Here is a 26,130-nt window from a genome sequence, read left to right as displayed (position 1 = left end):
CGAGCGCTCGCTCGGCGTGCTGGATGCCGGCGCGACCTCCTGCGCCATCATCCTGAAGGAACTGTCCGACGGCGCACGCGCCCGCCTCGGCTAAGGCAGCCCCCAACGATCCTCCCAGGACGCGCGGCCCGCCCCTCGCAACGGGCCGCGCAACGCTTTTTTGTCAAACCTCCATCTGCCTCGGCCCGTTACGGAACGGGATCATCGGGCGAGGGGTAGACCACCGTCCCATCGGGTCTCGGCTCGGCGCCCGGTGTCAGGCGGGCCTCCTCAAGGCGGCCTTCGCCCATGATGTGGAAGACGGTTTCGCCCTGAGCGATCAGGTAATCGGCGACGATGCGGCGATGACACCGCCACCAGACCGCCTCCGAGCACATCATTGCACAACGCCGCCGGCGCCCTTCGACGCGCAGATGCTCGAGACCCTCCCGAAACTCGCCCGATAGCGCATAGTCGGCGTAGTTGTGGAAGCTCCTGTTCTTCCACAGGCCATTGATGTCGGGCGGCAAGGCCGGCTTGCGGCCGCGAAGCCCGCCGAGTGCCGCAATATGCTCGTAGGATATCTGCACGTCGGCAAGCGCGTCGGGCAGCGTGTCCCGGTTGAACTGCGGATTGGCCCGCGACATCGGCATCTTGCGGATATCGGCGAGGCGCTCGATCCTTGCGGACCGCAGCCGCGCGAGAAAGTCGGCAAGGTCGAGGTTGGAATGGCCGATGGTGAAGAACGGCTGCGCCATCGCGTCACGCGCGATCAGAGGAGCCGCGACTGGAAGCGGCGGCCTGCATGAGCTCGAGCGTGTGCGGATCGGGCTCGCCGGCAAAAAATCGTTCGAGGGCGAGCCGGAATCTTTGCCCCTCCGCCCCGGCAGCTTCGCCGAACAGGGTCATCGAAGAACGGAATTTCAGATCATCGGGCGAACCGAAGATCTCATGGACGGAGCGGCCGGACACGCCGAGCACCGCATCGACCGCGCGCGCCAGCCTGTCGGCAAGGACGGGATGTCGAAGATAGGCGCGGGCCTCCTCGATGGAGCCGATGCCGTAGAAATTCGCGGTGGGCGACCGCCCCAGCGCACGCAATTGCGGGAAGATGAACCACATCCAATGGGTTTCCTTGCGCCCCGCGCCGAGCTCGGCAAGGGCCGTGTCGAAGACGCGATCTTGCGCTGCAACGAAACGGGAAAGCTCGAACGGATCGTTCTGTGCCATCGCATCTTCTCCTGCGCCGCCTGCGCGACCGACCACATCGTTCCGGCTCATGCAGATAGTGCACCATTGGCGCGGGACAAGCGCCCTGTGTCCGGCCGCTCAACACGCATCTTTTCGGCGCATTGCGCGTTGAAGCGAAACCACGAGACGACAGGAGAGAGCGATGGTGGATGTGAGAACAAGCGGTTTCGACAGCCCGGCCCAGCTTCGGGAGTATCTTGCAGAGGTCGAGGAGGACGGCGATATGGTCGAGGCGCCCGAACGCGACGCTTCGCGCGGCCATATTCACCGCGAGCTCGCCGCGCTGCGAAAGGACGTCGCTGCTTTGAGAAGGCAAATAGACGCCATGCATCGGCATTCGCCCCGGGCCGGCCGCCCGCGCGAAGACCATTCCTGGCTGCGGATTGCGCTCACGGTCGCCGCGACCGCCCTGCTCGGCAATCTCGTTCAGCGCCTGCGCCTCGGAACCGCCGGCGCCGCGGCCGTGCCGATGATCGTTGCAAAGGCCGACCACCGCCTCTGGTGAGGATGTCAGATCGGAGCGGCCGCCAGCAGGACCGCGACGGGCACCGTTATTGCCGACGCGCTGATCGCTACCGCCGCCACCAGCCTGATCAAGCGTGCGCGCCGCGCGCGCCGGGGATCCCATTCATACGCCATACCTGTCCCTCCGGCCCCCAGAACAGCATGCGGCGCCGGGAGAGTCCATCCCCGGCGTGAAAGGCTCTTGGCTTGGCAAGGGATTGCCATTGCAAAGCGCCCTGCAGCTCTTATCTTTTGCTGCGGAGGTCAACGGAGAAACGGGCGATGAAGGAATTCGTCACCAATGCCGCATCGGACGATGCGATGGAAATCATGGTCCCGGCAAGAAGCAAGGGCCGCCTCCGATGCGCAGCCGTCTGCCTCTGTTGCGAGCGCGCGGACCAGCCGATGGACGATGATGGCTGCGGCATTTGCGATGTTTGCCTCGGATTGCCCGTTCGCACGATGGATGATCCGGACGGCCTTGAAATCCCGGCGCCCTCCCCCCATCTATCGTTCACCACCCGTAATCGATGACTGCCTGCAGCGATGGTGCTGCCTCGCGCGTTCGTAGTCGTCCGGGTCCAGAAGGGCGCTCCCCGAAAGGGTCGAGCGCCCTTCGTCTATCCGAGGGCGTGTCAATTCAGTTGCGATGCGTGGTTTCTCCACCCGGGATGATCTGGCTTGCCGTCCTGGCGTAGCGTCGAAATGCGCGGCCATTGCCCGGCGGCCGGCCCGGCTGGAAAGGCTCGGATCATGCACTGGCCAAGTGGTCGAACAGCGCTTGAACCGTTGGGGTCGGATCGCGTCCGGAGGCCACGCATACGGAGAGATTTCGCGTTGCCCATGCATCTGCCAGGGACGTCAGCGCCAACGGATAGGCTCGCTTGCACCGCCGCGCCACCGTATCCGGCACGATGGCGATCCCGACGCCGTCACTTGCCGCCGCACATATGGATTCAAACGTCCGCAGTCTCACCCGGTATCGGAGCCGTACGCCTATCCTGTCCGCTTGAGCGTCGATGTGATCCTGCAATGCGCCGCCCTCAAGGCCCACGAAATACTGCTCGGCAAGGCCGGCGAACCGGGTTTCCTTTTCCATTGCGAGCCGATGTGTCTTTGCCGAGACCACGACGAGCTTGCTCACCGCAAAGGGTTTGAGGAGCAATCCCTCATGAGCGGCCGCATCCGACAACACGCCGATATCGGCAAAGCCCGCGGCGATGCTTCGGGCTATTTCCTGGCTTTGGCGCTCCCGGAGTTCGACATCGACTTGAGGATGCGCGGCAAGCCATGGCGACAGGCGGCTTGGAAGAACCTCCACGATGGCCGCCGTATTTGCGACCACCCGGATATTCGTGCGCAGGCCCCTCGCGAAGCGCCCCATTTCCCCACGCATGAGGGTCGCCTGATTCAGGATTTCGCGCGCGTGGTGGGAAAGTGCCTCCCCCGCCTCCGTCAACGCAACGCCCCGGCGTCCCCTTTCGAGCAGGCGGACGTCTCCGGTGGCCTCCATTTCCCGCAGGCGATCACTGGCCGCTGCAAGCGAAAGACCGACCTGCGCCGCTCCGTGGGTGATGCTGCCAGCCTCAGCCACGGCGAGAAAGAGACGCAGGTCGATGAAGTCGAAGCGCATCCTTAAAACGTTACACGCGCCATAGCCTTCGGTCCAGACGAAGGCTGGATACGGAACTGCCGCATTGTGGATGACGGCGCGGCGGGTAAGAAAGCATCATGAATGATGCATCGATCTCATTGCTGCTTGTTGCCGGAGCGACGTTTTTCGTTGCCGGCATCGTCAAAGGCGTCACGGGAATGGGCCTCCCGACGGTCGCCATGGGTGTTCTCGGCGGGCTCCTGTCGCCTCTTGCGGCAGCGTCGTTGCTCATCGTCCCATCGTTCGTAACAAATGTCTGGCAACTCGTTTCCGGTCCGAGCCTTGTCGGCATCGTGCGGCGGCTCTGGACCATGATGGCCGGAGTTCTTGTCGGCACGCTCGGCAGTACCTCCATGCTGACGGGCGGCAACACCAGCCTGACCACCGCCCTGCTCGGCCTCGCGCTCGCGGTGTATGCGGTCTACACGCTGTTGGCGAAGCCCTATCATGTCAACCAGGCTCATGAAGGGTGGCTCTCGCCGGTGATCGGGCTTGCCACCGGCCTCATCGCCGGTGCAACCGGCGTGTTCGTCATTCCGGCCGTACCCTATGTCCAGGCCCTCGGCTTCGAGAAGGATGATCTCGTTCAGGCCCTCGGTCTTTCCTTTACCGTTTCCACCGTCGCGCTCGCCGCCGGACTTTCCTTGCAAGGGGCATTTCAGCTTGATGGAGCAGCGCTTTCGAGCCTCGCCGTCGTTCCGGCCTTGATCGGCATGTGGGCTGGCCAGCACGTCAGGAAAGCGGTCAGCCCGGCCATGTTCAAGCGCTGCTTCCTGATCGCCCTTGCGCTTCTCGGCGCGGAGATGATGCTGCGGGCCGTCTGGTGAGGCGATGGTCCGACGCGGCCGGCCCTTCGCGCCACAAATTCCTCGCAGCATAGATTTCGGGAGACAATCCGGGCGCGCGCTCTATGCTTGCATCGCAGATTCAGAATCCCGGTTGGAGGGCCGCATGTCAAAAATGCAGCGCTTCAAATCAACGGCAAACCCATTCCCACGCTCGCGGGCTTAAGGGGCGCTTTGGCTTTAGCGGCGCTCGTCCAAATCCACGTCGCGAGGTGTTTCATATACGGTTCCAGAAGAGGCCTGGCATGTCCATTCTCGATCAGCTCGACCTTTCGCTTCCCCTGATCCAAGCTCCCATGGCGGGTGTTTCGACGCCCGAACTGGCGGCTGCCGTCTCGGAAGCGGGCGCCCTCGGTTCCATCGGGGTGGGCGCGACGGACGCCGCCGGCGCGCGCTCGATGATTGCGGAAGTGCGCGAACGCACCGGACGGGCATTCAACGTCAACCTGTTCGTGCACGGGCCGGCGTCGACCAACCCGGCACGCGAGGCGGAATGGCTTGGATGGTTGCGCCCTCTGTTCGCCGAGTTCGGTGCGGAGCCGCCCGCAACGCTCCGCACGATCTACAAGAGCCTTGCGGAAGACGCCGACATGGCGGCGATGCTGCTGGAGACGGCCCCGCCGGTTCTCAGCTTCCATTTCGGGCTGCCGCCTGCCGATGTGCTGTCGGCGTTGCGTGAGCGCGGCATCTTCATGCTCGCCACAGCAACCAGCCTCGATGAGGCACGGGCAGTCGAAGCTGCGGGAATCGACGCGATCGTCGCGCAGGGGATCGAGGCCGGGGGGCATCGCGGCATGTTCGATCCCGCCGCACCCGACGATGCGCTCGGCACCATGGCGCTGACCCGGTTGCTGGTGAAGAACACCTCCCTGCCCGTCGTCGCAGCCGGGGGGATCATGGACGGCGCGGGCATCGCCGCAGCGCTCGACCTCGGTGCGGCCGCGGCACAGCTCGGCACGGCGTTCATCGCCTGTCCCGAGTCCGCTGCCGACGACGCGTACCGCGCCGCACTTGCCGGGCCGGCGGCCTACCACACCACGCTTACGCCGCTCATATCGGGCCGGCCGGCCCGTGCGCTTGCCAACCGCTTTACCGCACTTGCAAGGACGGTCGGAAACCGCCTCCCGCCGGATTATCCGATCGCCTACGACGCAGGCAAGGCTCTCCACGCCGCCGCCAAGGCAAAAGGGGAATACGGCTTCGGGGCACAATGGGCCGGACAAGGCGCGCCGCTCACGCGTACAATGCCGGCGGCCGAACTGGTCGACACGCTACGGCTCGAGCTGCAGGCCTGCCGAAACAATCTGTAGGCTTGCCCCCTCATGGCGCTCACGCCGGGTCTGGTGCCTGTTCGAAACACTCGATCAGCATTTCGGTGAGGACTCGCACCTTCCTTGCGGGATGCTGCCCCGGCGGGCGGACAATGAATATGCCGGCTGGTGGCGGTGGATGGCGCGTCATGACCGGAACAAGCGTTCCGGACGCCATGTAGTCCTGGATAAGGTAGTCGGGCAGCGCGGCGATGCCCAGCCCGGCTGCCGCGGCCACGGCAAGAGCCACTCCGCTGTCGGCCTTGAAGCGCCCCCGCGGGTTGACCGTCATGATCCTGTCGCCATCCATAAGCTGCCAGGTTTCCATGCCCTGCATGAGGGCCTGATGGGCGACGAGCTCTTCCGGCGTTTCCGGGGATCCATGCGTCCTTATATAATCCGGGCTCGCGACGAACTTCCCATGGAGCGGCCCGATGCGCCTGGCGATCAGGCTGGAATCCTGGAGAGTGCCGACCCGGATCGCACAATCGAAACCTTCGGCGACGAGATCGACGAAGCGGTCGCTGTAGGACGTGTGGATGTGGAGCTGCGGGTGGCGTCGCGCCATGTCCGCGAGCACCGGGGCGAAGTGGGTCGGGCCGAACGAAAGCGGCGCGGCAATCCGCAGGCGGCCGCACAGCTCACCGGCGGGCAGGATCGTTTCCCTGGCCACGTCGATCTCGGCGCAAACCCTGGCGGCATAATCCCGGAACGTGGCCCCGGCTTCCGTGAGAGCGGCGCCGCGGGTGGTTCGTGCGAGAAGCTGGGTGCCGAGCTCCGCCTCAAGCCGGATAAGCCGCCGGCTGACCATCGACTTGGAGATGCCGAGCCGGAGCGCCGCAGACGTAACGCCCCCCGCATCGGCAACCTCCACGAATGTCCGCAAGTCTTCTATGTCCATTCGGCGTTCCCCATATTGCGACACAGCTTAGCACGAAAGGGCGCTACCGCATCATGATGCGGGATGACAGAGTCCGTTTCGCAGGCAGCGCCGCATCCGGCGCCTGCCGATTGCCAGACCAATCCCACACAAAACGGCAACAGAGGATGTCTTCATGACCTTTCGTAATGGCCTTGCTTCGCTTCTTCGTCCGGAAGATTCGGTCCTCGTCCTGATCGACCATCAGCCCTATCAGCTCGCGAACCTGAACAGCCATGACCCCCACATCGTGGTCAACAATTCGACGGCGCTGGCAAAGGCCGCCAAGGTCTTCAACGTCCCGACGATCCTGACAAGCGTCATCGCCGATCGCGGCGGCCTCCTCTTTCGGCAGATCACCGATGTGTTCCCCGGCCAGGAGGTGATCGACCGGACGTTCATCAACACCTGGGAAGATCAGAAGGTGGTCGACGCGGTCAAGGCGACGAGACGCAAGCAGCTCATCATCGCCGGCCTGTGGACCGAGATCTGCGTCGCGATGCCGGCAATCCAGGCTGCGGGGGAAGGCTGGGATGTGACGGTCATCACCGATGCGTCGGGCGCGGTTTCGGTCGAGGCGCATGAGGTCGCCATCCAGCGCATGGCCGCGGCGGGCGTGAACTTGATGACCTGGCTGGCCCTGGCATCCGAGTGGCAGCGCGACTGGGCACGGGCCGAAACCGCCATCGCGCTGAACGACGTGGTCCTCCAGCACGCTGCCGGAAGCGGCATCGCCTATCTTTGGGAGCAGCAGCTGCTCAACACGCCGGCACCGGGCACCGCGGGCTGATCCGGGCGGGATTGCGAGGTCTCGAACGGGCATCGAGGAAAAGCCGGTCGCTGTCGGGCCTTGTCATCCCCTCTCTGCAAGAACGCCGCCCATGCCTGATGGACGTGGCCGGCCCGATGCGTGACCGTTACGGCATCGAATTTTCGCGGGCACCGCCGCCGATCATGATCGGCGGCAGCCAACAATGCCGGATCGCGGCCCGGGCACCCCACGGCCGTGTCCGGCTCGGAGTGGCCACAAGCGACTGCGGCGGAAAGGACAAGGCAATCCGCATCACCACCGACGCGATGGGCGAAACGGTCGCGATCGGATCCGGCAAGGAACCGCTCGCCACCACGGCGGCGGCACTGAGGGATCTCGAGCACATTCTGGCTGCAAGGGCACGCGCCGGTTTCAGTTCAGCAACGGTCCGCATGACAATCCTTCCGAGGACGTTGCAGACCGCGAAGCCGGGGAAACGGACAGGCCACGGCGCTGACGTACCGTGGCCTGGTGTCGTAGGTCGGTGCCAGCCTATCGCGCAGCCTCTTCGATCAGGTCGGCGACGACCTGCGGCTGCGAGACCATCACGACATGCGACGCGCCTTCCACGACGACCGTGCGCTTGGAGCCCGCGCGCTCGGCCATGAATCCCAGTGCTTTCGCCGGGATGTTCTTGTCGCCATCGCCATAGACGAAATACGACGGCAGCGCCTTCCAGGCCGGGTCGCCGGACTTTTCCGTCAACGCCGCCTCGGTGATCGGCCGCTGGCCGGCCGCCATCAGCGCCGTCGCTTCGGCCGGAACGTCGTGCGCGAACTGGTCGCGGAACTTCGTCTGGTCGATGTAGAGGTCGACGCCGCCCCCGGCGAGCTTGACCGGGGCAGCAAGCGCTTCGCCGAGTGTACCGCCAGGGAACCTGCCGGCCAGCTCGGCCGCGGCCTCGCCAGTGTCCGGCGCGAAGGCCGCCACATAGACCAGCGACTTGACGTTGTCGTGTCCCTTCGCGGCGTTCGAGATGACCTGGCCGCCATAGGAATGACCGACAAGGACCACCGGGCCCTCGATGCTGTCGACGACATCGGAAACGCGCCGTGCGTCATGCGAGACGCCGCGCAGCGGATTTGCGACGGCGACGGCCCTGTACCCATCCTTGTGAAGGCGGGTGATGACGCCGTTCCAGCTCGAGGAGTCGGCAAACGCGCCATGCACGAAGACGATGGTGGGCTTGGCCGGTTCGGCGGCGGCAGCACCGGAAAGAAGCGTGGCTGCGAGAGCAACCGTTGCAGCAAACTTGGACATGATACTTTCCTTCTCTGATCTGGTTTTGTGAATTTCGGGACCTGAGGACGCACTCAGCCGCGAATGAAGGTCAGGACATCGGCGTTGAAGCGTTCGGCCTCGGTCTCGGCGAGCCCGTGCGATCCGCCGGGATAGACCTTCAGGGTCGCATCCGGGACGATTTCCGCGGCCAATCGAGCGGAAGCCTTGAGCGGGACGATCTGGTCATCATCGCCGTGGATGATCAGGGTCGGGCGATCAATCCGCCGAAGGTCTTCGGTGTAGTCGACCTCGGAGAATTCGCGGACGCAGTCATACTGGCCCTTGATGCCGCCCTGCAGGCCGATGCGGCGGAAGTTCTCGCGCAGGCCTTCGTTGGTTTCGACGCCGTCGCGATTGAAGCCGTAGAAGGGAACGGTCAGGTCGAAGAAGAACTGCGACCGGTTGGTAGCGGTGTTCTTTCGGATGCCGTCGAACACCGAGAGCGGTGCTCCCTCGGGATTGGCATCCGTCTTCAGCATCAGCGGCGGGACAGCGCCGACAAGGACGACCTTGGCGACACGCGCCGAGCCGTGACGGCCGATGTAGTGCGCGACCTCGCCGCCGCCGGTCGAATGACCGACGAGGATAGCGTCGCGCAGGTCCAGCGCCTCGATCAATTCCGCCAGATCGTCGGCGTACCGGTCCATGTTGTTGCCGTCCCAGGTCTGGTCGGAGCGGCCGTGGCTGCGGCGATCATGGGCGATCACGCGGAAACCATTCTGTCCGAAGAACAGCATCTGCTGGTCCCAGGCGTCGGATGACAGCGGCCAGCCGTGAGCGAAGAGAATGGGCTGGCCGACGCCCCAGTCCTTGTAGAAAAGCCGGGTGCCGTCGCTGGTCGTGAAGTAGGTCATCGTCATCTCCTTTTAATTTGTGTACGATTAATTTGTGTACGATCTATTTATGCGCGCCGAGGCCCGTTGTCAATTGCTTGCAAATCAATCGCGCACAAATTATTTGTGAGAGAAAGGAGACCGCCATGACGCCAGCGCCCGCCAGCCAGCCCCCTTCCATCCCGGATGTCTCGGAAATGCTGTGCTTTTCCGTCTATTCCGCCGAACACGCCTTCACGCAGCTGTACCGCCCGCTGCTCGACAAGCTCAAGCTCACCTACCCTCAGTACCTCGTCATGGTGACGCTCTGGGGCCGGGACGGCCGCACCGTGAAGGAACTGGGCGGGATTCTTTTTCTCGACTCCAGCACGCTTACGCCCCTTCTCAAGCGACTGGAGGCGGCCGGCCTGGTCACCAGGACGCGAAACCCGAAAGACGAACGCGAGGTCCTCCTGCATCTGACCAAGGAAGGGCACGCGCTGAGAGGCCATGCGGCAGAGATCGCGCGTTGCATCCAGGACGCCGTCGGGCTCGACGGCGAAACGATCAACGCCATTCGCGCATCGATCGACGACATACGCGATCGTCTTCAAAGCGTTGAGCGCTCCTGAAGTCAAACCCGCGTGAGGAAAGGCAATGGGTGCAGCGGCACGTTGGGTTTGGCGACAGCGTTTTCGATTGTTTTGAAAGCCGATAGCGTATCATGTTGTTGAGCGCCGGTGCGGTCCGGCGGCCCCTGAAACGGGCCGCCCGGCATTTCCCCGGAGCTTCGATCGCCCTTGCGGCGCGCACCTGCCGTTCATGGACGGCAATGCAGTCGCCTTGGACCGCAACAGCGCGGGTGCGACAACGCCTGCCGACGCCAAAGGAGCGCTCTGCGCCATGCGGGAAATCTCGCCTGCTCAAAACTGGCTGTTCATAGTCCTCGGCCTGGCGCTGAGCGGGATTCTCTACGATGTCATGATGTCGCCAGGGCGGCTGCTGCCGGTCGTGGGGCCAGCCTATGCGATCGCCATGGGAATGCCCATCATCGCTTTCGAGCGCCGGGCGACCTTCCGCAAACTGCGTCGGAAGATCGATGAGCTGCCGAGCTTGCCCTATCTCCTTGCGTCGCTCCTTGCCTATCAAATCCTGATGAGTGTCGGCTATGCGGTGGCCAGCGCCGGCCTTCTCCTGCTTGGCATGATCAAAGCCGGCTCGCTCGTCGAGGCGGTGGTCATGCCCGTCGAGGTGCTTCTCTACGGCTTCGCCGTCTGCCTTCTGATCATCTTCATCCTGCGTGTTCGCGACCTGCTCGGCAGGGATGTGTTCACCAGCATGCTGATCAGCCGTTATCGTCAACCGGTCACAGAAGAGCGCGTGTTCCTGTTCATCGATCTCGCCGGCTCGACCGCCTACGCGGAAAAATACGGCGACCTGCGCGCGCAACAGTATCTGAAGGCGATCTTCTCGACCTTCGCGGAACCGGTGCGGCGCCACAAGGGCGCCATCAACGACTATGTCGGCGATGCCGCGATCATCACCTGGCCGCTTGCCCGCGGGATCAAGGATGCCCGCTGTGTCCGCTGCGTCTTTGACATCCTGTCCGAAATCGACGCCCACGCCAGGACCTGGAAGCACCGTTTCGGAGAAGTGCCGCGATTGCGGGCTGCCCTTCATGGAGGACCGATCGTCACTGCGGAAATCGGCGTCGACCATCACAAAATCGCGTTCTTCGGCGACACGGTCAACACGACGGCGCGCATCGAAACGCTTTGCAAGACGCTCGGCCGCGACGTGCTGATCTCCCATAAGCTCGCAGCGCAGATTGTGCTTCCGGATGCCATCCTTGTCGAAGATCTTGGACAGCATGACCTCAAGGGACGCGGGCATATGCTCGGCGTTGCGGCGCTCTCGGCGCGCAAGACGGCTGAACGGCCAATCCACTTGCCCATTCCCGCTGAATGATCCCGGACATGAGGCATGGCACTTGACCGCGACGGCTGCAAGTTCGAGCCGCGCTGCGATTTTGCCACCACAGCCTGCCGCGCCACGCCCAGGCGCGTCGCCCCACTCCACCCCTATACGGAAATGCTGCTGGAGGCCGCCCCCGGCCTTCGAAAGGACCACTACGTCTCACGGCCACCCGCCTTTCCGGCGTCGAGAGCCATGCATGGCGTCGGCTGCCCGCTCGCCGGCCGCTGTCCCCGCCAGGTCGGCAATCTGTGTGCCGAGGCGCGGCCACCTGTTCGGGCGACGAAGAATGGGTTCATACGCTGCCATCTGACTGCCGGCGAGCTGGCAACCCATACCGCTCCGGCCAAAACGCCCAGCCGTCGGCTTGGCGACCCAGACGCATCGCGACGATGCGCCGAGGGCTGAACCAGTTCGAACCTGGCCTCGCATGCTTTTCTGGAGGGGCCAGCAAGGGATCGCGCCCTTGCTAGCGCGTTGCGAGCAGGTCCGTGATCTTGCGCCTCGTCGCCACGAAATCCGGATCGTCGCGGTGGCGTGGCCTCCTGCTTGTGATATCGAAGATCGCGGCGATGCGCCCGGGCCTCGGCTCCATGACGACGACGCGATCGGAGAGATAGATCGCTTCCTCCACATCGTGCGTCACCATGACGACCGTGCTCTTTTCCCGTTCCCGGATCGCCAGGAGCTCGTCCTGGAGATAGCTGCGCGTCAGGGAATCGAGCGCGCCGAGCGGCTCGTCCAGCAGCAGCAGCGGCGGCCGCGGTGCAAGCCCGCGGGCAATCGCGGCGCGCTGCGACATGCCGCCGGACAATTCGTGCGGAAGGGCCTTCTCGAAGCCGGTCAGCCCCACGAGGTCGATGAGGGACTGCACCCTCTCCTTCTTGTCGGCCGGCGCGCCGGCAAGGCTGCGAAGGCTGAGCGCGACGTTTTCCTCCACATTGAGCCAGGGAAGCAGGCGATGGTCCTGAAAGACGATGCCGCGCTTGAGGCTCGGCCGGTCGACCACCTCGCCATCCACCGTGATCCGGCCGCCGTCCGGCCTGTCCAGGCCGGCGAGGAAGCGCAACAGCGTCGATTTCCCGCAGCCGCTCGGCCCGACGATGCTGATGAATTCACCCGATGCGATCGCAAGCGACACGTCGTCGAGCGCATGCACCGTCCGGTTCTCGACGTGAAAGGTCTTCGACACGCCGAGGATGGCCACCGCGCCGGCATCCCGCGCGGCCGGTCGTGAAAGCGTCAGGGCGTCCGCCATGATACGAGCCTCCTTGAAAATCCGAGAACGAGCCTGTCGAGGCCGAGGCCGATCAGCGCGAGGAACAGGACCCCGAGCAGGACCTGGTCCATGCGGGCATATTCCCGCGCCGCCGCGAGATAGGCCCCGAGGCCGTCGCCCATGCCGTTGATGTAGCCCGTGCCGATCAGGTATTCGGCCCCGAAGGTGCCGAGCCAGGCAATATTGAGGGAGAGCTCCAGCCCCACCAGGATCGACGGCAGGGCCGCGGGAACGATGATGGCGGTGATCGTCGCGCGGCGATCGAGCTCCAGCACCCTGCCGACCTCGCGAAACGGCGCCGGGACGTTCTGGCAGCCTGCCTGGGTGCCGAGCGCCATGGGAAAGAAGGCGCCAAGGGCGATCAGCGTGATCTTCATCGCCTCGCCGTTTCCCAGCCATGCGCTGAGCAGCGGGATCCAGGCGAACAGGGCGATCTGCCGCAGGCTGGAAATCGAGGGATCGAACAGATTGCGCGCGATGCCGGACAGGCCGAGGATCAGGCCGAAAACGAGCCCGGCAAGCGCGCCGATGGCCCAGCCGGTCAGCGCCCGCAGCAGGGTCGCGAGCGCCGCGCCCGGCAGCGACCCGTCGGCAAATCCCTCATAGGCCGTGCCGAAGACCTGCGAGGGCGATACCACGATGCCGCCCTTCAGGGCGCCGAGGGCGTCCAGCAGCACCCAGAGGAGAAGAAGCGCGGCCGGCAGCACTAGGGCACGCGCGACGATGCCGGACCGCGACGCGGCGGAGAAATTGGTCGCCGCCATGTCAGGCCGCCTTGAACGACCAGGCGGTCGCCCGGTGTTGGAAGCGCGTCAGGGCATAGTCGAGCGCCCAGCCGACCAGGCCAATAACGATCATGGTCGCGAAGACGACGTCGAGCTGGAACGCCTTGCGCCCCCACATCATCAGATAGCCGAGGCCGGCGGCCGACGAGATCATCTCCACGAGGATGAGCACCTTCCAGCCGCGGCTGAGCGCCTGGCGTATCCCCGTCAGGATGGACGGCAGAATGGACGGCCAGACGACCAGCCGCACACGCGAGAACCACGAGAGTTCGAGGACGCTCGCAACGTCGTCGTACTTGCGCGGCCGGCTGTGCAATCCCTCATAGGCCCCGACCATCAGCGGCAGGAAGCAGGTCTTGGCGATGAGGACGAGCTTGAGCGTTTCGCCGATGCCGAAGACGAGCATGAAGAAGGGAAGCCAGCCCAGCGACGGCACGAGGCAGAAGGCGCGAACCGTCGGCGCGACATAGAGGTCGAGCGTGCGAAAGAGCCCGAAGGCGAGCCCGAACAGGAGGCCGAGCCCGCCGCCGATCGCAAGGCCCGCCCCGACGCGGGCAAGGCTGACTGAGAGTTCCTCGGCAAGCTGGCCGGTCAGCAGCAGGTCGAGCGTCGTTTCATAGACGAGGATCGGCGCGGGCAGGATCTGCTCCGCCAGCCATTCCTGCCGGACGGCATAGGACCACAGGGCCAGCAGCGCGAGCGGAGGCACGAGGCCCAGGAGCACCCTGGCGGCCGCATCGGGCAGCCAAGGCCGAGGCCACGAGCGCGCCGCGCCCTCTCCTGCACCGGCCCGCTGAGGCCGGCGATCGCGGATGATGACGGGCGCCTTGAAGGTGACGTCGGACATGCTCTCTCCTTTCCTTCACCGGGAATCCGGTGAAAGCTGGCGGTCGAAAAATCGGGACGGACCGAAAGCGTCAGAACTGGACGGCGTTGCCCTTGCTGTCGCGCGGGGTCCAGACGTTCTCGTAGCCGTAGTCCTTCAGGGCCTTCTTCAGGTAGCTGTCGTCCACCCATTCGTTGACGTCGAACGGCTTGCGGATCAGCTTCTGGCTGACGGCGAAATCGACACCGGCGGTGACGTTCGCCCGATAGAAATCGTCGAGAAGCGGGCTCTGGCGATCCTTCAGCACCTCGTCGGCATAGTCCTTCTCGAAGGTGGACCGCGGCGAGCCGGTCAGCGCCCAGATATCGAACAGGGCCTCGCGGTTCTTCTCGTCGGAAGCGAAGTAGGATGCCTCGACGAACTTGTTGACGACCCGCTGCGTCAGGTCCGGATAGGCTTCGCGGAACGCATCCGTGACGACGAAGGACCCGAAATTGCTGCCGGGAGCGGGGCTGCCCTTCGTCGTGAAGACGACCGTGGCGATGTTCTGCTCGACGAGCTGAAGCACGCTGCTGCCCCCGCCGACGACCGCATCGATGTCACCCGAGGTGATCGCGGCGATCTGGTCGGCGGTCTGCAGGTCGAAGAACTGGATGTCGTCCGGCGTCAGGCCCGCCTGCTCCAGGATGCGGAAGAGGCTGAGCTCGTTGATCGTGCCGCGCGATGTCGCGACCTTCTTTCCCTTGAGATCGGCGATCGAGGCGATCTTCGCATCCGGCCTGGCCACGACATAACTCGGGCTGACGCCATAGGACGAGACGACCTTGGTCTTGAGGCCGGCACCGCGCCCCACGATGTTCGGCAGGCCGCCGTAATAGGCGAAGTCGAGCTGGCCGTTTGCGATGGCCTCGTTGATCGCGGGGCCGGTTCCGCGCGGGAACTGCCATTCGATCGAGATGCCGTCGGCGGCAAATTCCTTCTCCAGCAGTTCCTGCGCCCGCAGGACCCCGATCGCCCCCGTGCCATAGGGCTTGCCGGCGGCGTTGCCGAAGGAGGCGAGGCGGATCACGCTCGGCTTTTCCGCCGCCAGCGCCTGTAATGGCATGGCCTGCACGGCCGCGAACCCGATGACGGCCGTCAGCACGGCCACGAACATTCTGCGATTGATAGACATTCAAATCCCCATTCGTTCCAATTGCGGTTCATGCCTTGAGGCTTGCAGCCGCCGGCCCGCCTTCAGCGGTGCTCCAGTCGCTGCATGATTTCCGGCGCCGGCCGGGGGCGGCCGCCCCTGATCCAGCCGATCGACCTGCGATAGCTTCCGAAGAGGTCCCGCTCCTCCAGCTCCGCGGCCGTCACATGAGTGATCTCGGTCGCGTGGGGCGCCACGTAGAGCGCGTCGTCCGGACAATAGACCTCGCACATGAAGCACGTCTGGCAGTCATCCTGGCGCGCGATGACCGGGATGCCCCCGGCGGCCGGGGCGAAGACATTGGTCGGACAGACATTGACGCAGATGTTGCAGCCCGTGCAGCGATCCTCACTGATGACCTCGATCATGCCGCGAGCACCTCTACTTCGGGCGAGGGCGCGCGCTCGTGTCCGATCCAGATTTCGTCGAGGCCGCCGCTCGTCGTGTAGTGAAGCTGGCTGTCGTCCTTCTCGGGAAAATCCTCGCGCTTGTGCATGCCGCGGCTTTCGGTCCGCGACAGGGCGCTGCGGTACATCCACCGGGAGGTCGCCAGCATCGCCACGCCTTCGCGGGTGCGCTGCGCCTCGTCGAGCGACGCGGCCTGCGCCATGCGGGCGCCGCGCCAGAGGCCGTCGAGACGGCCGAGCGAGTCGGTCAGCCGCTCGCCGGAGCGAAGATAGTTGCGGTCATACGGCCAGACCTCGTCCTGCACCGCCCGGGTGAGCGCCGCGGCGTCGATCGCCCGGCCCGGCCCATCGGCGATGCCGACGCCGCCGGCGCGCAGGACCGTCCGGTTGCGGCCGCGCAGGTGGCGGCCATGCTCGCCGGCCGCGCTGCCGGCCCAGTAGCCGGACGACATCGCCCAGGCGGCATTGTGGCTGCCGCCGCCGGTGAAGGCGCCGCAAACCAGTTCGCGGGTCGCCGCATCGCCCGCCGCATAGAGGCCCGGGACGGTCGTGGCGCAGGTGCTGTCGACGATCCGCAGCCCGCCGGTGCCGCGCACCGTGCCTTCCAAGAGCAGCGTCACCGGGAAGCGCTGCCGGAACGGATCGATCCCCACGCGGTCGAGCGGCAGGAAGAAGTTCGGCTGGGCATAGCGCATCGCCTGCTCCGTCTCCGCGTCGGCCTTGTCGAGCTGGGCGAAGACGCGCCGCGACTGGAGCACGCGCGCAATCACCGACCGGCCGCCCTTGGAGGCCGCGCCCGGAATCGGCGAACCGTCCTCGAAGGTGAAGGTCGCCCAATCGTAGAAGCGCGTCTTGGTGACCGAGCCGCCTTCGAGCGCCATGGCATAGGCGGTCGAGAACTCCATTCCCGAGAGCTCGGCGCCAAGCTCGGCAGCGAACAGAAGGCCGTCGCCGGTGAGCACATTGCAGCCGAGCGCCTTGCTGAGGAAGGCACAGCCGCCCGTCGCGATGACGACCGCATTGGCCCTCACCAGCCAGGTGTCCGCCTTCTGGCGGCGGACGCCCGCGGCCCCCGCCACCGCGCCGCCGTCATCGCGCAGCAATTCGAGCGCGGGACTGTGATCGAGGATTTTCACGCCCGCGGCCTTCGTGCGCTTGCGCATCAGGCGCATGTAGTCCGGGCCGTCGAGGCCGTTGCGGATCGACCGGCCGTCGGCGTCGTCGCTGAACGGGTAACCCCATTCGGCAAGCCGGTTCACATTGTCATAGGTCCGGTCCAGCACCCGCCGCATCCAGGCTGGATCCGCCAGCCGGCCGCCGAGATCCCAGCGGCTGTTCATCGCCTTCGCGCGGCGCGCCGGATCCGGCGGCACATACCAGACCCCCGTGCCCGAAGGCGCAGTGGCCCCGGACGAGCCACAAAAGCCCTTGTCGGCGAGGACGACCTTCGCCCCTCTCGCGGCCGCGGCGATGGCCGCCCAGGTGCCCGCCGGCCCGCCGCCTATCACAAGGACATCGGCGTCGAGTTCGAGCGAGGCGGTGGGAACGGATGATGCGGCGGTGGGTGGAAATGCCATGATATTTCTCCAATGCGCGCTGAAGACAGCCGGTTGAGATCCCCGGAACGGGCGCGGCACCGCGGGCACCGCTCAATCACACAGCGATATTATCTACTAAAACTATAGATTAAAGGGATAACGATGTGCCCAATGGCTGCCGAAGAGAAAAAATGCTCCCCCGAAATCGGCCCGCGCGCCAAACTATCCGCATATCGGCAGGCCTGGTGCGCTTTCGCGGATGCCTCGCTTGGCGCCTCGATTTGGCCTCGGCAGATCAAAGGCTTGGCCGGCTGCGGCCGGGGACGGGAACGCGAAAGGCCGGTGCTCCGCCCGCCGCCGGGGGCGCGATGAATAAACCCGACATGCGCCGCAGAAGAGAACATATTTCCTTACAGAAACTATAGAATTTATTATTTTGCGAGAAACCGCAACAGTTTGCCCCTTTTCAAGTTCGTCGCCATGTCCTCACGCAAAATCGTTCTCGGCACCATTCTCTATCCCAGCGGGCATCATGTCGCCGCCTGGCGGCATCCGTCGACGCGCGCCGATGCCAATATCACCGCCGCGCATTACATCGATGCCGCGCGGGCAGCCGAAGCCGCCGGCTTCGAGATCGCCTTCATCTCCGATCGTCTCGGCGTGCCGAAGAGCCGGGCGGAGGCCCTGCGGCGCGTCGACGAATGGTCGCATGGCTTCGAGGCGCTGACGCTCACCGCCGCCGTCGCGACCGCGACGACGCGGATCGGCGTGGTGGCGACGGCCTCCACGACCTTCAACGAGCCTTACAACCTGGCAAGGCAGCTCGCCTCGCTCGATCTCATCAGCAACGGGCGCATCGGCTGGAACATCGTCACCTCGTCGCTTCGGCAGGAAAGCGACAACTTCAATCCGGGGCCGGACTTCGACCATGCTGCCCGCTATGCCCGCGCCGACGAATTCGTCGATGCCGTGCTCGCCCTCTGGGGGAGCTGGAATCCCGACGGCTTCGTGCGCGACAAGCAGAGCGGCGTCTTCTTCGAGCCCGACGCCGTGAAGACCATCGACTATGAGGGGCGGTATTTCCGCAGCAAGGGTCCGCTCAACGTCATCCCCTCACGGCAGGGTCGCCCGCTCCTGGTGCAGGCCGGCTCGTCGGACAGCGGCAAAGCGCTCGCCGCGAAGACCGCGGATGTCGTCTTCACCGCGCAGACCGACATCGTTTCGGCCCGCAGCTTCTATCAGGACATCAGGAAGCGTCGCACGGCCTCGGGCAAGCGCGCCGACGACGTCCTCATCCTGCCCGGCATCTTCCCCGTCATCGGCAGGACGACGGCCGAGGCGGAAGACAAATATGCCGAACTGCAGGATCTCATCCAGCCCGACGTCGCGCTCTCGCTGCTCGAAACCTATCTTGGAGACGTCGATCTTTCCGGGATCGACATCGACGGCCCGCTTCCGGATCTGCCCGTGTCGAACTCCATCCGCAGCCGGCAGGTCCTCCTGACCGAGCTTGCCCGTAAGGAGGGCCTTACCGTCGGCGCCCTCGCCCGCCGCATCGCCGGCGCGCGCGGCCATTGGCAGGTCATCGGCACGGCGGAGGACATCGCCGGCCAGATCGAGGACTGGACCGCAAGCGGCGCCGCCGATGGCTTCATGCTGCTGCCGCCGACCTTTCCCGAAGGGCAGGACGACTTCATCCGCACCGTCGTGCCCCTGCTGCGGGAACGCAGTCTTCTCAATCCCGGCCCGCAGACCGGCTCGCTCCGCGAGCGGCTCGCCCTGCCCCCTCTCGCGCGCAACCGGCCCTCCGAAGCGGGCCGGAACCGCGCCTGAACACCGAACATCATCCCAACGCAACCCGAACGGACCGTACCATGCATCTCACGATCAAGTCCCTCCTCGCGACCTCGGCAGCGCTCGCCATGCTCTGGCCGGCCCTCGCGCAGGCAAACCCCATCACCATCGCCGATCCCGGTTACGCCACCGCGCAAGGCACAGCCTATGTCGTCAAGGTCCTGCTCGAAGAGCAGCTCGGCAAGGAGGTTGAGGCGGTGAAAGCCGGCTCCGTGCCCGTCATCTGGGAGGCCCTGAACCGCAATGGCGGCGAGATCGACATCTGGACCGATGTCTGGCTGCCGAACCAGCAGGCACTCGTCGATCAATATGCCGGCGAGGGCGGCAAGGTGAAACTCGCCGCCAACTCCTATGCCGGCACGCAGGGCTATTGCACGACGAAGGCAACAGCGGACAAGCACGACATCCACTCCGTCTTCGACCTCGCCGATCCGGCCAAGGCGGCCGTCTTCTCCGCCGATGGCAAGGGCAAGGGCAAGATCTGGATCGGCGCTGCCGGCTGGCTTTCGACGAACATCGAAACGGTGCGCGCCCGCGACTACGGCTTTGCGGATTTCTTCGAACTCCAGACGACGGACGAGGCGGTCACGACCGCCGATCTCGACGCCGCCGTGAAGGCCGGCACCGGCTGGATCGGCTATTGCTACGGCCCGCACCAGAATTTCGCCCGCTACGCGCTGGAAGTGCTGGAGGAGCCGAAGCACGACGATGCCGCATGGACCTTCGTCGAGCCGTCCGATCCGAACTGGCTGGAAAAGTCCGCGATCAAGTCGGCCTACAAGGATGCGGCGATCCACATCGCCTATTCCGGGTCGCTCGCGGAAAGCGCGCCCGAAGTCGCGGCGATCCTCGAAAAGGTGACCTTCACCACGGATGCCGTCAGCAAGCTCGCCTTCGCGATCGCCGTCGAGGGCAAGGCGCCGGACGATGCGGCCAGGGACTGGATCGCCGCCAATCCGGATGTCGTCGCGGGCTGGACCGGAAACTGATCCATGATCGAGCTTGAGGACGTCTGGAAGATTTTCGGCACGGACGAGCAGGCGGTTCTCGCAGAGGCCCGCCGGTCCGTGCCGGACGATGCCGTCCTCAAGCGCCTGCGCGCCGTCATCGGTGTCGGCGGCGCGAGCCTGTCGGTCGAAAAGGGCGAGCTGGTCTGCCTGATGGGCCTTTCCGGCAGCGGCAAGTCGACGCTCGTGCGCCTGATCAACCGCCTTCTCGAACCGAGCGCCGGCAAGGTGCGGATCGACGGCGGCGACATCCTGTCGCTCGGGCCGCGAGCGCTGCGGGAGCTGCGCTCGCGGCGGATCGGGATGGTCTTCCAGTCGCATGCCCTGCTCGCGCATCTTTCCGTGCGCGACAACGTGGCCCTGCCGCTCGAGATCCGCGGCGTGGCGCGCACACGGCGCGAGGACCGGGCGGACGAGCTTTTGGTGCGCGTCGGCCTTGACGGCCTCGGCGACCGGCGGGTCGCCGCGCTTTCCGGCGGCATGCAACAGCGCGTGGGCCTTGCCCGGGCGCTCGCGGCCGATCCCGATATCCTCCTGATGGACGAGCCGTTCAGCGCGCTCGACCCGCTGATCCGCCACGATCTCCAGACCCAGTTCATGGCGCTGTCGCGTGATCTCGGAAAGACGACCGTCTTCGTCACGCATGATGTCGACGAAGCCTTCCGCATCGCCGACCGCGTCGTTCTCATGCGGGCGGGCCGCATCGTGCAGACGGGTACGGCGGCGGACCTCGTGGCGCAGCCCGCGGACGACTATGTCCGCCGTTTCGTCCAGAACGCCCGCCTGCCGGCGCGCGCGCAAGACCCCATCGTGAAAGCAAGAGCCATCGCATGAGCGACCACACGGCGCGGGACGAGGCCATCGACCGCTTCGCCGCCATCAACAGCACCTATTATCGCCGGGCTTTCCGGCGGATCGGCGAACGGCGCGGCTATGTGCCCTCCCTCAACATCGCCGCCGCCGTCCTCGGCCCCGTCTGGCTCGCCGGGCGGCGCCTCTGGTCGGCGTTCTGGCCGTTCCTCGTCGCCGACCTGCTCGCCGTGGTGCTGATCGCCTTCGCGCTTGGCGGCGGCGCCAGCGCCGGGCAGAGCGCGCGCGCCGACAGGCTCGAGACCCTCGCCGCGACGCGCCTTCTCGAAGCGAAGACCGCGAACGACCGGGACGCCGGTACGCCCATCGCAAAGTCGCTGACACGGTCCGCCGCGGCCCTGGAGCAGGCGGCGAAGGATGCCCGGCAGGCGGCGGAAGACGCAAGGACCGGCGCGTGGCTGGTGGCCCTGCTCGGCACCGGCATGCTTGCCGCCTCCCGCCTGGTGGCGGGCGGGCTCGCCAATCATATCGCCGAACGCCGTTTCCGCGCCTGGCGGCTGGAAGGCGATGCGGGCAAGGCGGGATTCAGCCATCTTCACGCCGCCGGCGCCGCGGCACTGCTGGCCATCTTCGTTCCGATCGTCTTTCTTCATTTCAACGACCGCACGCTCTTCGACGCCTTCCCGAGCGATCCCGCCTGGAACTCGGGCGCCGCCGCGTGGCTGGACCGGTTCATCGCCGCGATCAGCAGCGCGGTCTCGCCAGCGGCGGGCACCCTGACGAAGGCGATCAACGGCATGCTCGGCGTGATGGAGGGCATCCTCACACAGACGCCATGGCCGGTCGTGATGGCGATCATCCTCGCCATCGCCTGGCAGCTCGCAGGCTTTCGCGTCTTCCTGCTGACCTTCGTCGCGATCAGCTACCTCGCCATCCTCGGCTACTGGGAAAAGAGCATGCAGACCGTCGCCCTTCTCGGCACGGCGGCGCTCATTTCCATTGCGATCGGCATTCCCCTCGGCGTGCTGTGCGGCTACAACCGGCGCGTCGCGGCGATCGTGCGCCCGCTGCTCGATTTCATGCAGACCATGCCGGCCTTCGTCTATCTCATTCCGGTGATCGCGCTCTTCGGCATCGGCAAGCCGTCGGGCATCATCGCGACGATCATCTTCGGCATTCCGCCCGTCGTCCGGCTGACGGCGCTCGGCATTGCGTCCGTCCCGGCCTCCGTGCGCGAGGCCGCCGTCGCCTTCGGCGCATCCCGGACCTTCATCCTCTTCAAGGTCGACCTGCCGACGGCCGCGCCATCGATCATGGCCGGCGTCAGCCAGACGATCCTCATGTGCCTCTCCATGGTGGTGATCGCCGCGCTGATCGGCGCGAAGGGCCTGGGCGAGGACGTGCTGCATGCCCTGCAATATGCCGCGCAGGGCCAGGGCCTCCTTGCCGGGCTCGCCATATTGCTCTGCGCCATCGTTCTCGATCGCGTCGTGCAGGGGCGGCGGGTGCAATGACGTCCGCCGCCGAGGAAGCCTCCACCGCCCCGAAGCCGCCGCCGCGCAGCAGCAACTTCATCGTCTTCGCCATCGCCCAATGTGCTGGCTTCATGGGCGCCTGGGCGCAGAAGACGGCGGTCGGCTGGCTTGCCTGGGATCTTACCCATTCGCCCGCATGGGTCGGGGCGATCGCGCTCAGCGACCTGATCGCCGCCATCTGGGTGGCGCCGCTTGCCGGGGCCGTCGCGGACCGCAGCAACCCGTACCGGCTGATCCGGCTGACCCAGGCCCTGACGGTGCTCAACTGCGGCGCCATCTGGCTGCTCCTGACGTCCGGCGGCATGATGCCGTGGCTGCTGCTCCTCTGGGCCGTCATCGATGCCACGCTGCAAGGCTTCAACAATCCGGCGCGGATGCTGGTCACGGGCATGCTCGCACCCGAGGGGCGGCTGTCGCAGGCCATCGCCACGAACTCCATCGCGGTCAATATCGCCCGCACCACCGGGCCGGCCATCGCGGGCCTCCTGATCGTCAAGACCGGCATCGAAAGCGTCTTCGTCTTCAACGCCCTTGCCCTCACCGCCACCTTCGCGGCGCTCGTACACGTTCGGCGCTGGATCGATCACACGCCGCATGCGGCCCGCTCCGCACCGCTCGCCGGCGATGTCCTGGCCGGCTTTCGCTACATCGCCGGCGAGCCGGCCATCGCCATGCTCTTCGTGCTGACGACGTCGTTCTCGCTGCTCGCCCGGCCCTTTACCGAGCTCTTCCCCGCCCTTGCCGGCGGTTCGTTCGAGGGCGGACCGGAGATGCTGGCAATGCTGATGAGCGCGCAGGGCATCGGCGCCTTCGTGGGAGCGAGCTGGATGCTGCGGCGACAGAGCGCGCCCGCGCTGGTGCGCACGAGCTACGGTGCGGCGCTCGGCATTTCCGCGGCCCTGGTGGTCTTCGCCTTCAGCACCTCCGCCTTCCTCGCCCTGCCGGCCATTGCCGTGGCGGGCCTGTTCCACGTCGTCTGCAACATCGCGATGCAATCCATGGCGCAGACGCTCAGCCTGCCCGCGATGCGCGGTCGCGTGCTGGCGCTCTATATGCTCGTCTTCCGCGCCGCTCCGGCGCTCGGCGCCTTCGCCCTCGGCGCCCTGGCCGAGTGGTTCGACCTTCAGACGATGATCGGCATCGCCGCGGCACTTTTCGCCCTGATCGTGGCGGCCGCCTTGCCCGCCGCGCGCCGCATCTATTTCAGAACCGCAAGCACCCGGCGCGAAGACGCTGCGTCAGCCGTTGCGCGCGAGCCGGCGCTGGCCGGCCAGACCGAGAACGGCGCCCAGCGTGCAGAAGACGAGAAAGACCCAGCCCGAAACGGCGCCGGCCTGGATGCCGGAGAGGAGCACGCCGACAGTGCAGCCGAGGCCCGTCATCGCCCCCCACCCCATCAGCACGCCGCCGGCAAAGCGCGCGGCCAGGCCGCGCGGACCGGGCCATGAGGGGTCGAAGCGCCCCGCGAGGAGTGCCGAGGCGAAGCTCGACAGAACCAGCCCGATGACAAAGACGCCGTTCGGTGAAAGCAGCGCCGTCTTCACCGCGCTCACGCAGCCGCGAACCGTGTCCAGCCCAACGAGGGTCTCGGGAACGAGGTCCAGCGACAGGCCACCGGTGCGCACGAGACTGCCCAGTTCCGCCGTCACGCCGAGCGGCGCGACGCGCAGATAGGCGAAGGCGCCGATCGTCGCGACGAGGAGGCCTGTGACGACCGGAGGCCAGCGCCGGACGAAGACCGTTTCGAAGGACGAGGCAGGCTGGAGGCCGGCATGCTGCGGCGGGGCGGCGTTGCGAAGGACCAGCCATGCGAGCACGCCGAGCGCGAGCAGTCCTGCAATCGTGGCGCCGGCATAACCCAATACACCGGGAAGCCAGACCGGCGGGTCGTCGAACACCGTCCAGGTATAGAGCGCGTTCCATGTCGAAAAGCCGAGCAGGAAGCCCGCGGCGGCGCCGAGCAGCGCGGCGAGCGAGCCGAAGGCCCCCTCGCCCAGCCGGTAGAGATGCGCCGAAAGGCAGGAGCCGGAGAGCGCCATGCCGAGGCCGAAGGTGAAGGCGGCAAATGCGAGCACCGTCCCGACCGGGCCGATATGGGCATTCGGCGGCAGGCGATCCGGTTGCGGCACCGGCACCCAGGCCCCGAGCACGGCCTGGTACAGAACGATGCCCGCGGCAAGCGCCACGAGAATGGCGATGACGCCGGATTCATCCCGCCTTTCCACGAAGTCCCGCAGGTTGCACAGGAAGCAGAAACGGCCCCGTTGCAGGACGATGCCGAAGGCGCTGCCGGCGATCAGCGCGAAGGAAAGCACCCGTCCGGCAGCATCCTGCGCCAGCCAGACACTCCAGGCGGCAAGGAGGGCGAGCACCGAGACGGAAAGAGAGCGGGCGGCGATGGAAGACATGGCGATCCGGCGGCTGGACATGAAAATGCGGGTGGACCTGGGAGGATGTCCACCCGCGTCGGCATCCCGCGCGGCGTAAGGCGCCGCGCCTTCGGGAACCGCTGTTACTTGCCGGTCCAGATCGTGCCGGCGATATTGTTCACCGGCACGCCGACGGCATTGCCGTATTCGGTCCAGGAACCGTCATAGTTGCGCACGTCGTAGCCGAGGATCTTCTTCAGCGCGAACCAGGTGTGGCTCGATCGCTCGCCGATGCGGCAATAGGTGATGACAGGCGTCGAGCCGTCGACACCCTTTTCGGCATAGATCGCCCTGATCTCGTCGGCGGATTTGAACGTGCCATCCTCCTTGACGATCGTGCCCCACGGAACGTTGACGGCGCCGGGAATGTGGCCCGCACGCACGGACAGTTCCTTCACGCCCTCCGGCGCGAAAATCTTGCCGGCATATTCGTCGGCCGAGCGGATATCGACGAGCTTGATATCGTTCTTGCCCTCCGCGACCGCGACGACATCGACGAAGCGGGCACGCACGGAATCATCCCGGTCGGCAAGCGCCAGGGTGGAATCGGCGTGATCGGGAACGGCCGTGTCGAGCGGCAGGCCCTGCGCTTCCCAGAGCTTGCGCCCGCCATCGAGCAGCTTGACCTGGCTGCCGAGGCCATAGACCTCGAACACCCAGGCGCCCCAGGCCGCGAACCAGTTGTTGTTATCGCCGTAGAGGACGATCGTCGTATCCTTGTCGACACCGGCATCGCGCAAGACCTTTTCGAAGGCCTCGCGGCTGGCAATGTCCCGCTTCTGGGGATCCACGAGGTCGGTATGCCAGTCGAGATGCGCCGCGCCGGGAATATGGCCGCGCTCATAGACGCCCGTATCGACGCTCACCTCGAAAATGCGGACCTTCGGGTTGGAAAGATTGTCCTGCAGCCATTTCGCATCGACCAGCGCGTCCGACGCCGATGCCGATCCTGCAAGAAAGGTCGTCGAAAGCGCGATGGCCGAAAGCGTATTGATGCCCCAAATACCCTTCATGTCGTTTTCCCCTGAGTTCGATAGCAACGGGAAAAGCATCGCCTGCTTCCGGAACGTTCGGAAGGAAGTATATTCTATAATTTCTGTAGAATTTAAACTCCCCTGCTATCCGCCG

General features: G+C 65.8%; 27 protein-coding genes and 2 pseudogenes. 14 read left to right on the top strand and 15 right to left on the bottom strand.

The window, feature by feature from the left end:
- Positions 1-94: pseudogene (locus tag MUU56_RS31110) on the top strand (dihydroxyacetone kinase subunit L); the annotation flags it as partial.
- A 94-nt stretch (positions 95-188) separates the two neighbouring features.
- On the opposite strand, the gene MUU56_RS31105 reads toward MUU56_RS31110, so the two are convergent.
- Positions 189-737: a DUF488 domain-containing protein gene (locus MUU56_RS31105; RefSeq protein ID WP_245082603.1), complete on the bottom strand. Its 549-nt coding sequence runs from the start codon at positions 735-737 to the stop codon at positions 189-191.
- A 4-nt stretch (positions 738-741) separates the two neighbouring features.
- Positions 742-1,209: a DUF1810 domain-containing protein gene (locus tag MUU56_RS31100; RefSeq protein WP_245082600.1), complete on the bottom strand. Its 468-nt coding sequence runs from the start codon at positions 1,207-1,209 to the stop codon at positions 742-744.
- Between the two features lie 163 nt (positions 1,210-1,372).
- Between MUU56_RS31100 and MUU56_RS31095 the strand changes: the two genes are divergently transcribed.
- Together MUU56_RS31095 and MUU56_RS31090 are read left to right on the top strand one after the other, a co-directional pair.
- On the top strand, positions 1,373-1,735 hold the full coding sequence (locus tag MUU56_RS31095; protein ID WP_245082598.1) for a hypothetical protein: 363 nt from the start codon (positions 1,373-1,375) through the stop codon (positions 1,733-1,735).
- A gap of 281 nt (positions 1,736-2,016) precedes the next feature.
- Positions 2,017-2,268 (top strand): hypothetical protein, encoded by a 252-nt coding sequence (locus tag MUU56_RS31090; protein WP_245082596.1) that lies wholly within the window; start codon positions 2,017-2,019, stop codon positions 2,266-2,268.
- Between the two features lie 217 nt (positions 2,269-2,485).
- Here MUU56_RS31090 and MUU56_RS31085 read toward each other — a convergent pair whose 3' ends face one another.
- Positions 2,486-3,367 carry a LysR family transcriptional regulator gene (locus tag MUU56_RS31085; protein WP_245082594.1) on the bottom strand — a complete coding sequence of 294 codons (882 nt, stop codon included), beginning with the start codon at positions 3,365-3,367 and terminating at the stop codon, positions 2,486-2,488.
- 98 nt (positions 3,368-3,465) lie between these two features.
- Between MUU56_RS31085 and MUU56_RS31080 the strand changes: the two genes are divergently transcribed.
- The gene (locus MUU56_RS31080; protein WP_245082592.1) at positions 3,466-4,215 is read left to right on the top strand and encodes a sulfite exporter TauE/SafE family protein; all 750 of its coding nucleotides are present in this window, start codon (positions 3,466-3,468) and stop codon (positions 4,213-4,215) included.
- A gap of 263 nt (positions 4,216-4,478) precedes the next feature.
- Positions 4,479-5,543, top strand: a complete 1,065-nt coding sequence (locus MUU56_RS31075) for an NAD(P)H-dependent flavin oxidoreductase (RefSeq protein WP_245082590.1) — start codon at positions 4,479-4,481, stop codon at positions 5,541-5,543.
- A gap of 19 nt (positions 5,544-5,562) precedes the next feature.
- Here the strand turns inward: MUU56_RS31075 and MUU56_RS31070 are convergent, their stop codons facing one another.
- Positions 5,563-6,444 (bottom strand): LysR family transcriptional regulator, encoded by an 882-nt coding sequence (locus MUU56_RS31070; protein WP_245082588.1) that lies wholly within the window; start codon positions 6,442-6,444, stop codon positions 5,563-5,565.
- A gap of 154 nt (positions 6,445-6,598) precedes the next feature.
- Between MUU56_RS31070 and MUU56_RS31065 the strand changes: the two genes are divergently transcribed.
- Positions 6,599-7,252: a hydrolase gene (locus tag MUU56_RS31065; RefSeq protein ID WP_245082586.1), complete on the top strand. Its 654-nt coding sequence runs from the start codon at positions 6,599-6,601 to the stop codon at positions 7,250-7,252.
- Between the two features lie 127 nt (positions 7,253-7,379).
- Here the strand turns inward: MUU56_RS31065 and MUU56_RS31060 are convergent, their stop codons facing one another.
- The 3 genes from MUU56_RS31060 to MUU56_RS31050 all read right to left on the bottom strand — a co-directional run bounded on the left by MUU56_RS31060 (position 7,380) and on the right by MUU56_RS31050 (position 9,408).
- Complete coding sequence (locus MUU56_RS31060; protein WP_245082583.1) at positions 7,380-7,667, bottom strand: hypothetical protein; 288 nt, start codon at positions 7,665-7,667, stop codon at positions 7,380-7,382.
- Between the two features lie 98 nt (positions 7,668-7,765).
- Positions 7,766-8,533, bottom strand: coding sequence for an alpha/beta fold hydrolase (locus MUU56_RS31055; RefSeq protein ID WP_245082580.1), 768 nt, complete (start codon positions 8,531-8,533; stop codon positions 7,766-7,768).
- 53 nt (positions 8,534-8,586) lie between these two features.
- Positions 8,587-9,408 (bottom strand): alpha/beta fold hydrolase, encoded by an 822-nt coding sequence (locus tag MUU56_RS31050; RefSeq protein ID WP_245082577.1) that lies wholly within the window; start codon positions 9,406-9,408, stop codon positions 8,587-8,589.
- A gap of 125 nt (positions 9,409-9,533) precedes the next feature.
- On the opposite strand from MUU56_RS31050, the gene MUU56_RS31045 reads away from it, so the two are divergent.
- The 3 genes from MUU56_RS31045 to MUU56_RS32975 all read left to right on the top strand — a co-directional run bounded on the left by MUU56_RS31045 (position 9,534) and on the right by MUU56_RS32975 (position 11,748).
- Positions 9,534-9,998 carry a MarR family winged helix-turn-helix transcriptional regulator gene (locus MUU56_RS31045; protein ID WP_245082574.1) on the top strand — a complete coding sequence of 155 codons (465 nt, stop codon included), beginning with the start codon at positions 9,534-9,536 and terminating at the stop codon, positions 9,996-9,998.
- A gap of 271 nt (positions 9,999-10,269) precedes the next feature.
- Positions 10,270-11,334, top strand: coding sequence for an adenylate/guanylate cyclase domain-containing protein (locus MUU56_RS31040; protein WP_245082612.1), 1,065 nt, complete (start codon positions 10,270-10,272; stop codon positions 11,332-11,334).
- Positions 11,335-11,349: 15 nt separating this feature from the next.
- Positions 11,350-11,748 carry an ABC transporter ATP-binding protein gene (locus tag MUU56_RS32975; RefSeq protein WP_348538638.1) on the top strand — a complete coding sequence of 133 codons (399 nt, stop codon included), beginning with the start codon at positions 11,350-11,352 and terminating at the stop codon, positions 11,746-11,748.
- A gap of 61 nt (positions 11,749-11,809) precedes the next feature.
- Here MUU56_RS32975 and MUU56_RS31035 read toward each other — a convergent pair whose 3' ends face one another.
- The 6 genes from MUU56_RS31035 to MUU56_RS31010 form a co-directional block, all read right to left on the bottom strand.
- Positions 11,810-12,598, bottom strand: coding sequence for an ABC transporter ATP-binding protein (locus tag MUU56_RS31035; RefSeq protein ID WP_245082571.1), 789 nt, complete (start codon positions 12,596-12,598; stop codon positions 11,810-11,812).
- On the bottom strand, positions 12,583-13,383 hold the full coding sequence (locus tag MUU56_RS31030; protein ID WP_245082568.1) for an ABC transporter permease: 801 nt from the start codon (positions 13,381-13,383) through the stop codon (positions 12,583-12,585). The genes MUU56_RS31035 and MUU56_RS31030 overlap by 16 nt, the downstream gene beginning before the upstream one ends.
- Position 13,384: 1 nt before the next feature.
- A complete protein-coding gene (locus tag MUU56_RS31025; protein WP_245082566.1) occupies positions 13,385-14,251 on the bottom strand; it encodes an ABC transporter permease in 867 nt (288 codons plus the stop codon).
- Between the two features lie 70 nt (positions 14,252-14,321).
- On the bottom strand, positions 14,322-15,404 hold the full coding sequence (locus MUU56_RS31020; protein WP_245082564.1) for an ABC transporter substrate-binding protein: 1,083 nt from the start codon (positions 15,402-15,404) through the stop codon (positions 14,322-14,324).
- A 62-nt stretch (positions 15,405-15,466) separates the two neighbouring features.
- A complete protein-coding gene (locus MUU56_RS31015) occupies positions 15,467-15,790 on the bottom strand; it encodes a 4Fe-4S dicluster domain-containing protein (protein WP_245082562.1) in 324 nt (107 codons plus the stop codon).
- Positions 15,787-17,406, bottom strand: coding sequence for an FAD-dependent oxidoreductase (locus MUU56_RS31010; RefSeq protein WP_245082559.1), 1,620 nt, complete (start codon positions 17,404-17,406; stop codon positions 15,787-15,789). Before MUU56_RS31010 ends, MUU56_RS31015 begins: the two co-directional genes overlap by 4 nt.
- Before the next feature lie 441 nt (positions 17,407-17,847).
- Between MUU56_RS31010 and MUU56_RS31005 the strand changes: the two genes are divergently transcribed.
- From MUU56_RS31005 to MUU56_RS30985, 5 genes and pseudogenes are all read left to right on the top strand, one after another.
- Complete coding sequence (locus MUU56_RS31005) at positions 17,848-19,200, top strand: LLM class flavin-dependent oxidoreductase (protein ID WP_245082557.1); 1,353 nt, start codon at positions 17,848-17,850, stop codon at positions 19,198-19,200.
- Positions 19,201-19,241: 41 nt separating this feature from the next.
- Positions 19,242-20,210 carry an ABC transporter substrate-binding protein gene (locus tag MUU56_RS31000; protein WP_245082555.1) on the top strand — a complete coding sequence of 323 codons (969 nt, stop codon included), beginning with the start codon at positions 19,242-19,244 and terminating at the stop codon, positions 20,208-20,210.
- A 3-nt stretch (positions 20,211-20,213) separates the two neighbouring features.
- A complete protein-coding gene (locus MUU56_RS30995) occupies positions 20,214-21,062 on the top strand; it encodes an ATP-binding cassette domain-containing protein (protein ID WP_245082553.1) in 849 nt (282 codons plus the stop codon).
- Positions 21,059-22,552 (top strand): ABC transporter permease, encoded by a 1,494-nt coding sequence (locus MUU56_RS30990; protein WP_245082551.1) that lies wholly within the window; start codon positions 21,059-21,061, stop codon positions 22,550-22,552. The genes MUU56_RS30995 and MUU56_RS30990 overlap by 4 nt, the downstream gene beginning before the upstream one ends.
- Positions 22,549-23,739 (top strand): annotated as a pseudogene (locus MUU56_RS30985) (MFS transporter); the annotation flags it as partial. The gene MUU56_RS30990 and the pseudogene MUU56_RS30985, both read left to right, overlap by 4 nt.
- Positions 23,740-23,811: 72 nt before the next feature.
- Here MUU56_RS30985 and MUU56_RS30980 read toward each other — a convergent pair.
- Positions 23,812-24,981, bottom strand: coding sequence for a YeeE/YedE family protein (locus tag MUU56_RS30980; protein ID WP_245082548.1), 1,170 nt, complete (start codon positions 24,979-24,981; stop codon positions 23,812-23,814).
- A 104-nt stretch (positions 24,982-25,085) separates the two neighbouring features.
- The gene (locus MUU56_RS30975; protein ID WP_245082546.1) at positions 25,086-26,015 is read right to left on the bottom strand and encodes a sulfurtransferase; all 930 of its coding nucleotides are present in this window, start codon (positions 26,013-26,015) and stop codon (positions 25,086-25,088) included.
- Between the last annotated feature and the right edge of the window lie 115 nt (positions 26,016-26,130).

Source organism: Shinella yambaruensis (assembly GCF_022899355.1).
Classification (GTDB): domain Bacteria; phylum Pseudomonadota; class Alphaproteobacteria; order Rhizobiales; family Rhizobiaceae; genus Shinella; species Shinella yambaruensis.
This window is presented reverse-complemented; position numbering and strand designations above follow the sequence as displayed.

Bases quoted from the DNA above. Each gene is read 5' to 3' on its own strand.
- MUU56_RS31105 (WP_245082603.1), bottom strand. From the start codon at position 737: ATGGCGCAGCCGTTCTTCACCATCGGCCATTCCAACCTCGACCTTGCC.
- MUU56_RS31100 (WP_245082600.1), bottom strand. From the start codon at position 1,209: ATGGCACAGAACGATCCGTTCGAGCTTTCCCGTTTCGTTGCAGCGCAA.
- MUU56_RS31095 (WP_245082598.1), top strand. From the start codon at position 1,373: ATGGTGGATGTGAGAACAAGCGGTTTCGACAGCCCGGCCCAGCTTCGG.
- MUU56_RS31090 (WP_245082596.1), top strand. From the start codon at position 2,017: ATGAAGGAATTCGTCACCAATGCCGCATCGGACGATGCGATGGAAATC.
- MUU56_RS31085 (WP_245082594.1), bottom strand. From the start codon at position 3,367: ATGCGCTTCGACTTCATCGACCTGCGTCTCTTTCTCGCCGTGGCTGAG.
- MUU56_RS31080 (WP_245082592.1), top strand. From the start codon at position 3,466: ATGAATGATGCATCGATCTCATTGCTGCTTGTTGCCGGAGCGACGTTT.
- MUU56_RS31075 (WP_245082590.1), top strand. From the start codon at position 4,479: ATGTCCATTCTCGATCAGCTCGACCTTTCGCTTCCCCTGATCCAAGCT.
- MUU56_RS31070 (WP_245082588.1), bottom strand. From the start codon at position 6,444: ATGGACATAGAAGACTTGCGGACATTCGTGGAGGTTGCCGATGCGGGG.
- MUU56_RS31065 (WP_245082586.1), top strand. From the start codon at position 6,599: ATGACCTTTCGTAATGGCCTTGCTTCGCTTCTTCGTCCGGAAGATTCG.
- MUU56_RS31060 (WP_245082583.1), bottom strand. From the start codon at position 7,667: ATGCGGACCGTTGCTGAACTGAAACCGGCGCGTGCCCTTGCAGCCAGA.
- MUU56_RS31055 (WP_245082580.1), bottom strand. From the start codon at position 8,533: ATGTCCAAGTTTGCTGCAACGGTTGCTCTCGCAGCCACGCTTCTTTCC.
- MUU56_RS31050 (WP_245082577.1), bottom strand. From the start codon at position 9,408: ATGACCTACTTCACGACCAGCGACGGCACCCGGCTTTTCTACAAGGAC.
- MUU56_RS31045 (WP_245082574.1), top strand. From the start codon at position 9,534: ATGACGCCAGCGCCCGCCAGCCAGCCCCCTTCCATCCCGGATGTCTCG.
- MUU56_RS31040 (WP_245082612.1), top strand. From the start codon at position 10,270: ATGCGGGAAATCTCGCCTGCTCAAAACTGGCTGTTCATAGTCCTCGGC.
- MUU56_RS32975 (WP_348538638.1), top strand. From the start codon at position 11,350: ATGGCACTTGACCGCGACGGCTGCAAGTTCGAGCCGCGCTGCGATTTT.
- MUU56_RS31035 (WP_245082571.1), bottom strand. From the start codon at position 12,598: ATGGCGGACGCCCTGACGCTTTCACGACCGGCCGCGCGGGATGCCGGC.
- MUU56_RS31030 (WP_245082568.1), bottom strand. From the start codon at position 13,383: ATGGCGGCGACCAATTTCTCCGCCGCGTCGCGGTCCGGCATCGTCGCG.
- MUU56_RS31025 (WP_245082566.1), bottom strand. From the start codon at position 14,251: ATGTCCGACGTCACCTTCAAGGCGCCCGTCATCATCCGCGATCGCCGG.
- MUU56_RS31020 (WP_245082564.1), bottom strand. From the start codon at position 15,404: ATGTCTATCAATCGCAGAATGTTCGTGGCCGTGCTGACGGCCGTCATC.
- MUU56_RS31015 (WP_245082562.1), bottom strand. From the start codon at position 15,790: ATGATCGAGGTCATCAGTGAGGATCGCTGCACGGGCTGCAACATCTGC.
- MUU56_RS31010 (WP_245082559.1), bottom strand. From the start codon at position 17,406: ATGGCATTTCCACCCACCGCCGCATCATCCGTTCCCACCGCCTCGCTC.
- MUU56_RS31005 (WP_245082557.1), top strand. From the start codon at position 17,848: ATGTCCTCACGCAAAATCGTTCTCGGCACCATTCTCTATCCCAGCGGG.
- MUU56_RS31000 (WP_245082555.1), top strand. From the start codon at position 19,242: ATGCATCTCACGATCAAGTCCCTCCTCGCGACCTCGGCAGCGCTCGCC.
- MUU56_RS30995 (WP_245082553.1), top strand. From the start codon at position 20,214: ATGATCGAGCTTGAGGACGTCTGGAAGATTTTCGGCACGGACGAGCAG.
- MUU56_RS30990 (WP_245082551.1), top strand. From the start codon at position 21,059: ATGAGCGACCACACGGCGCGGGACGAGGCCATCGACCGCTTCGCCGCC.
- MUU56_RS30980 (WP_245082548.1), bottom strand. From the start codon at position 24,981: ATGTCTTCCATCGCCGCCCGCTCTCTTTCCGTCTCGGTGCTCGCCCTC.
- MUU56_RS30975 (WP_245082546.1), bottom strand. From the start codon at position 26,015: ATGAAGGGTATTTGGGGCATCAATACGCTTTCGGCCATCGCGCTTTCG.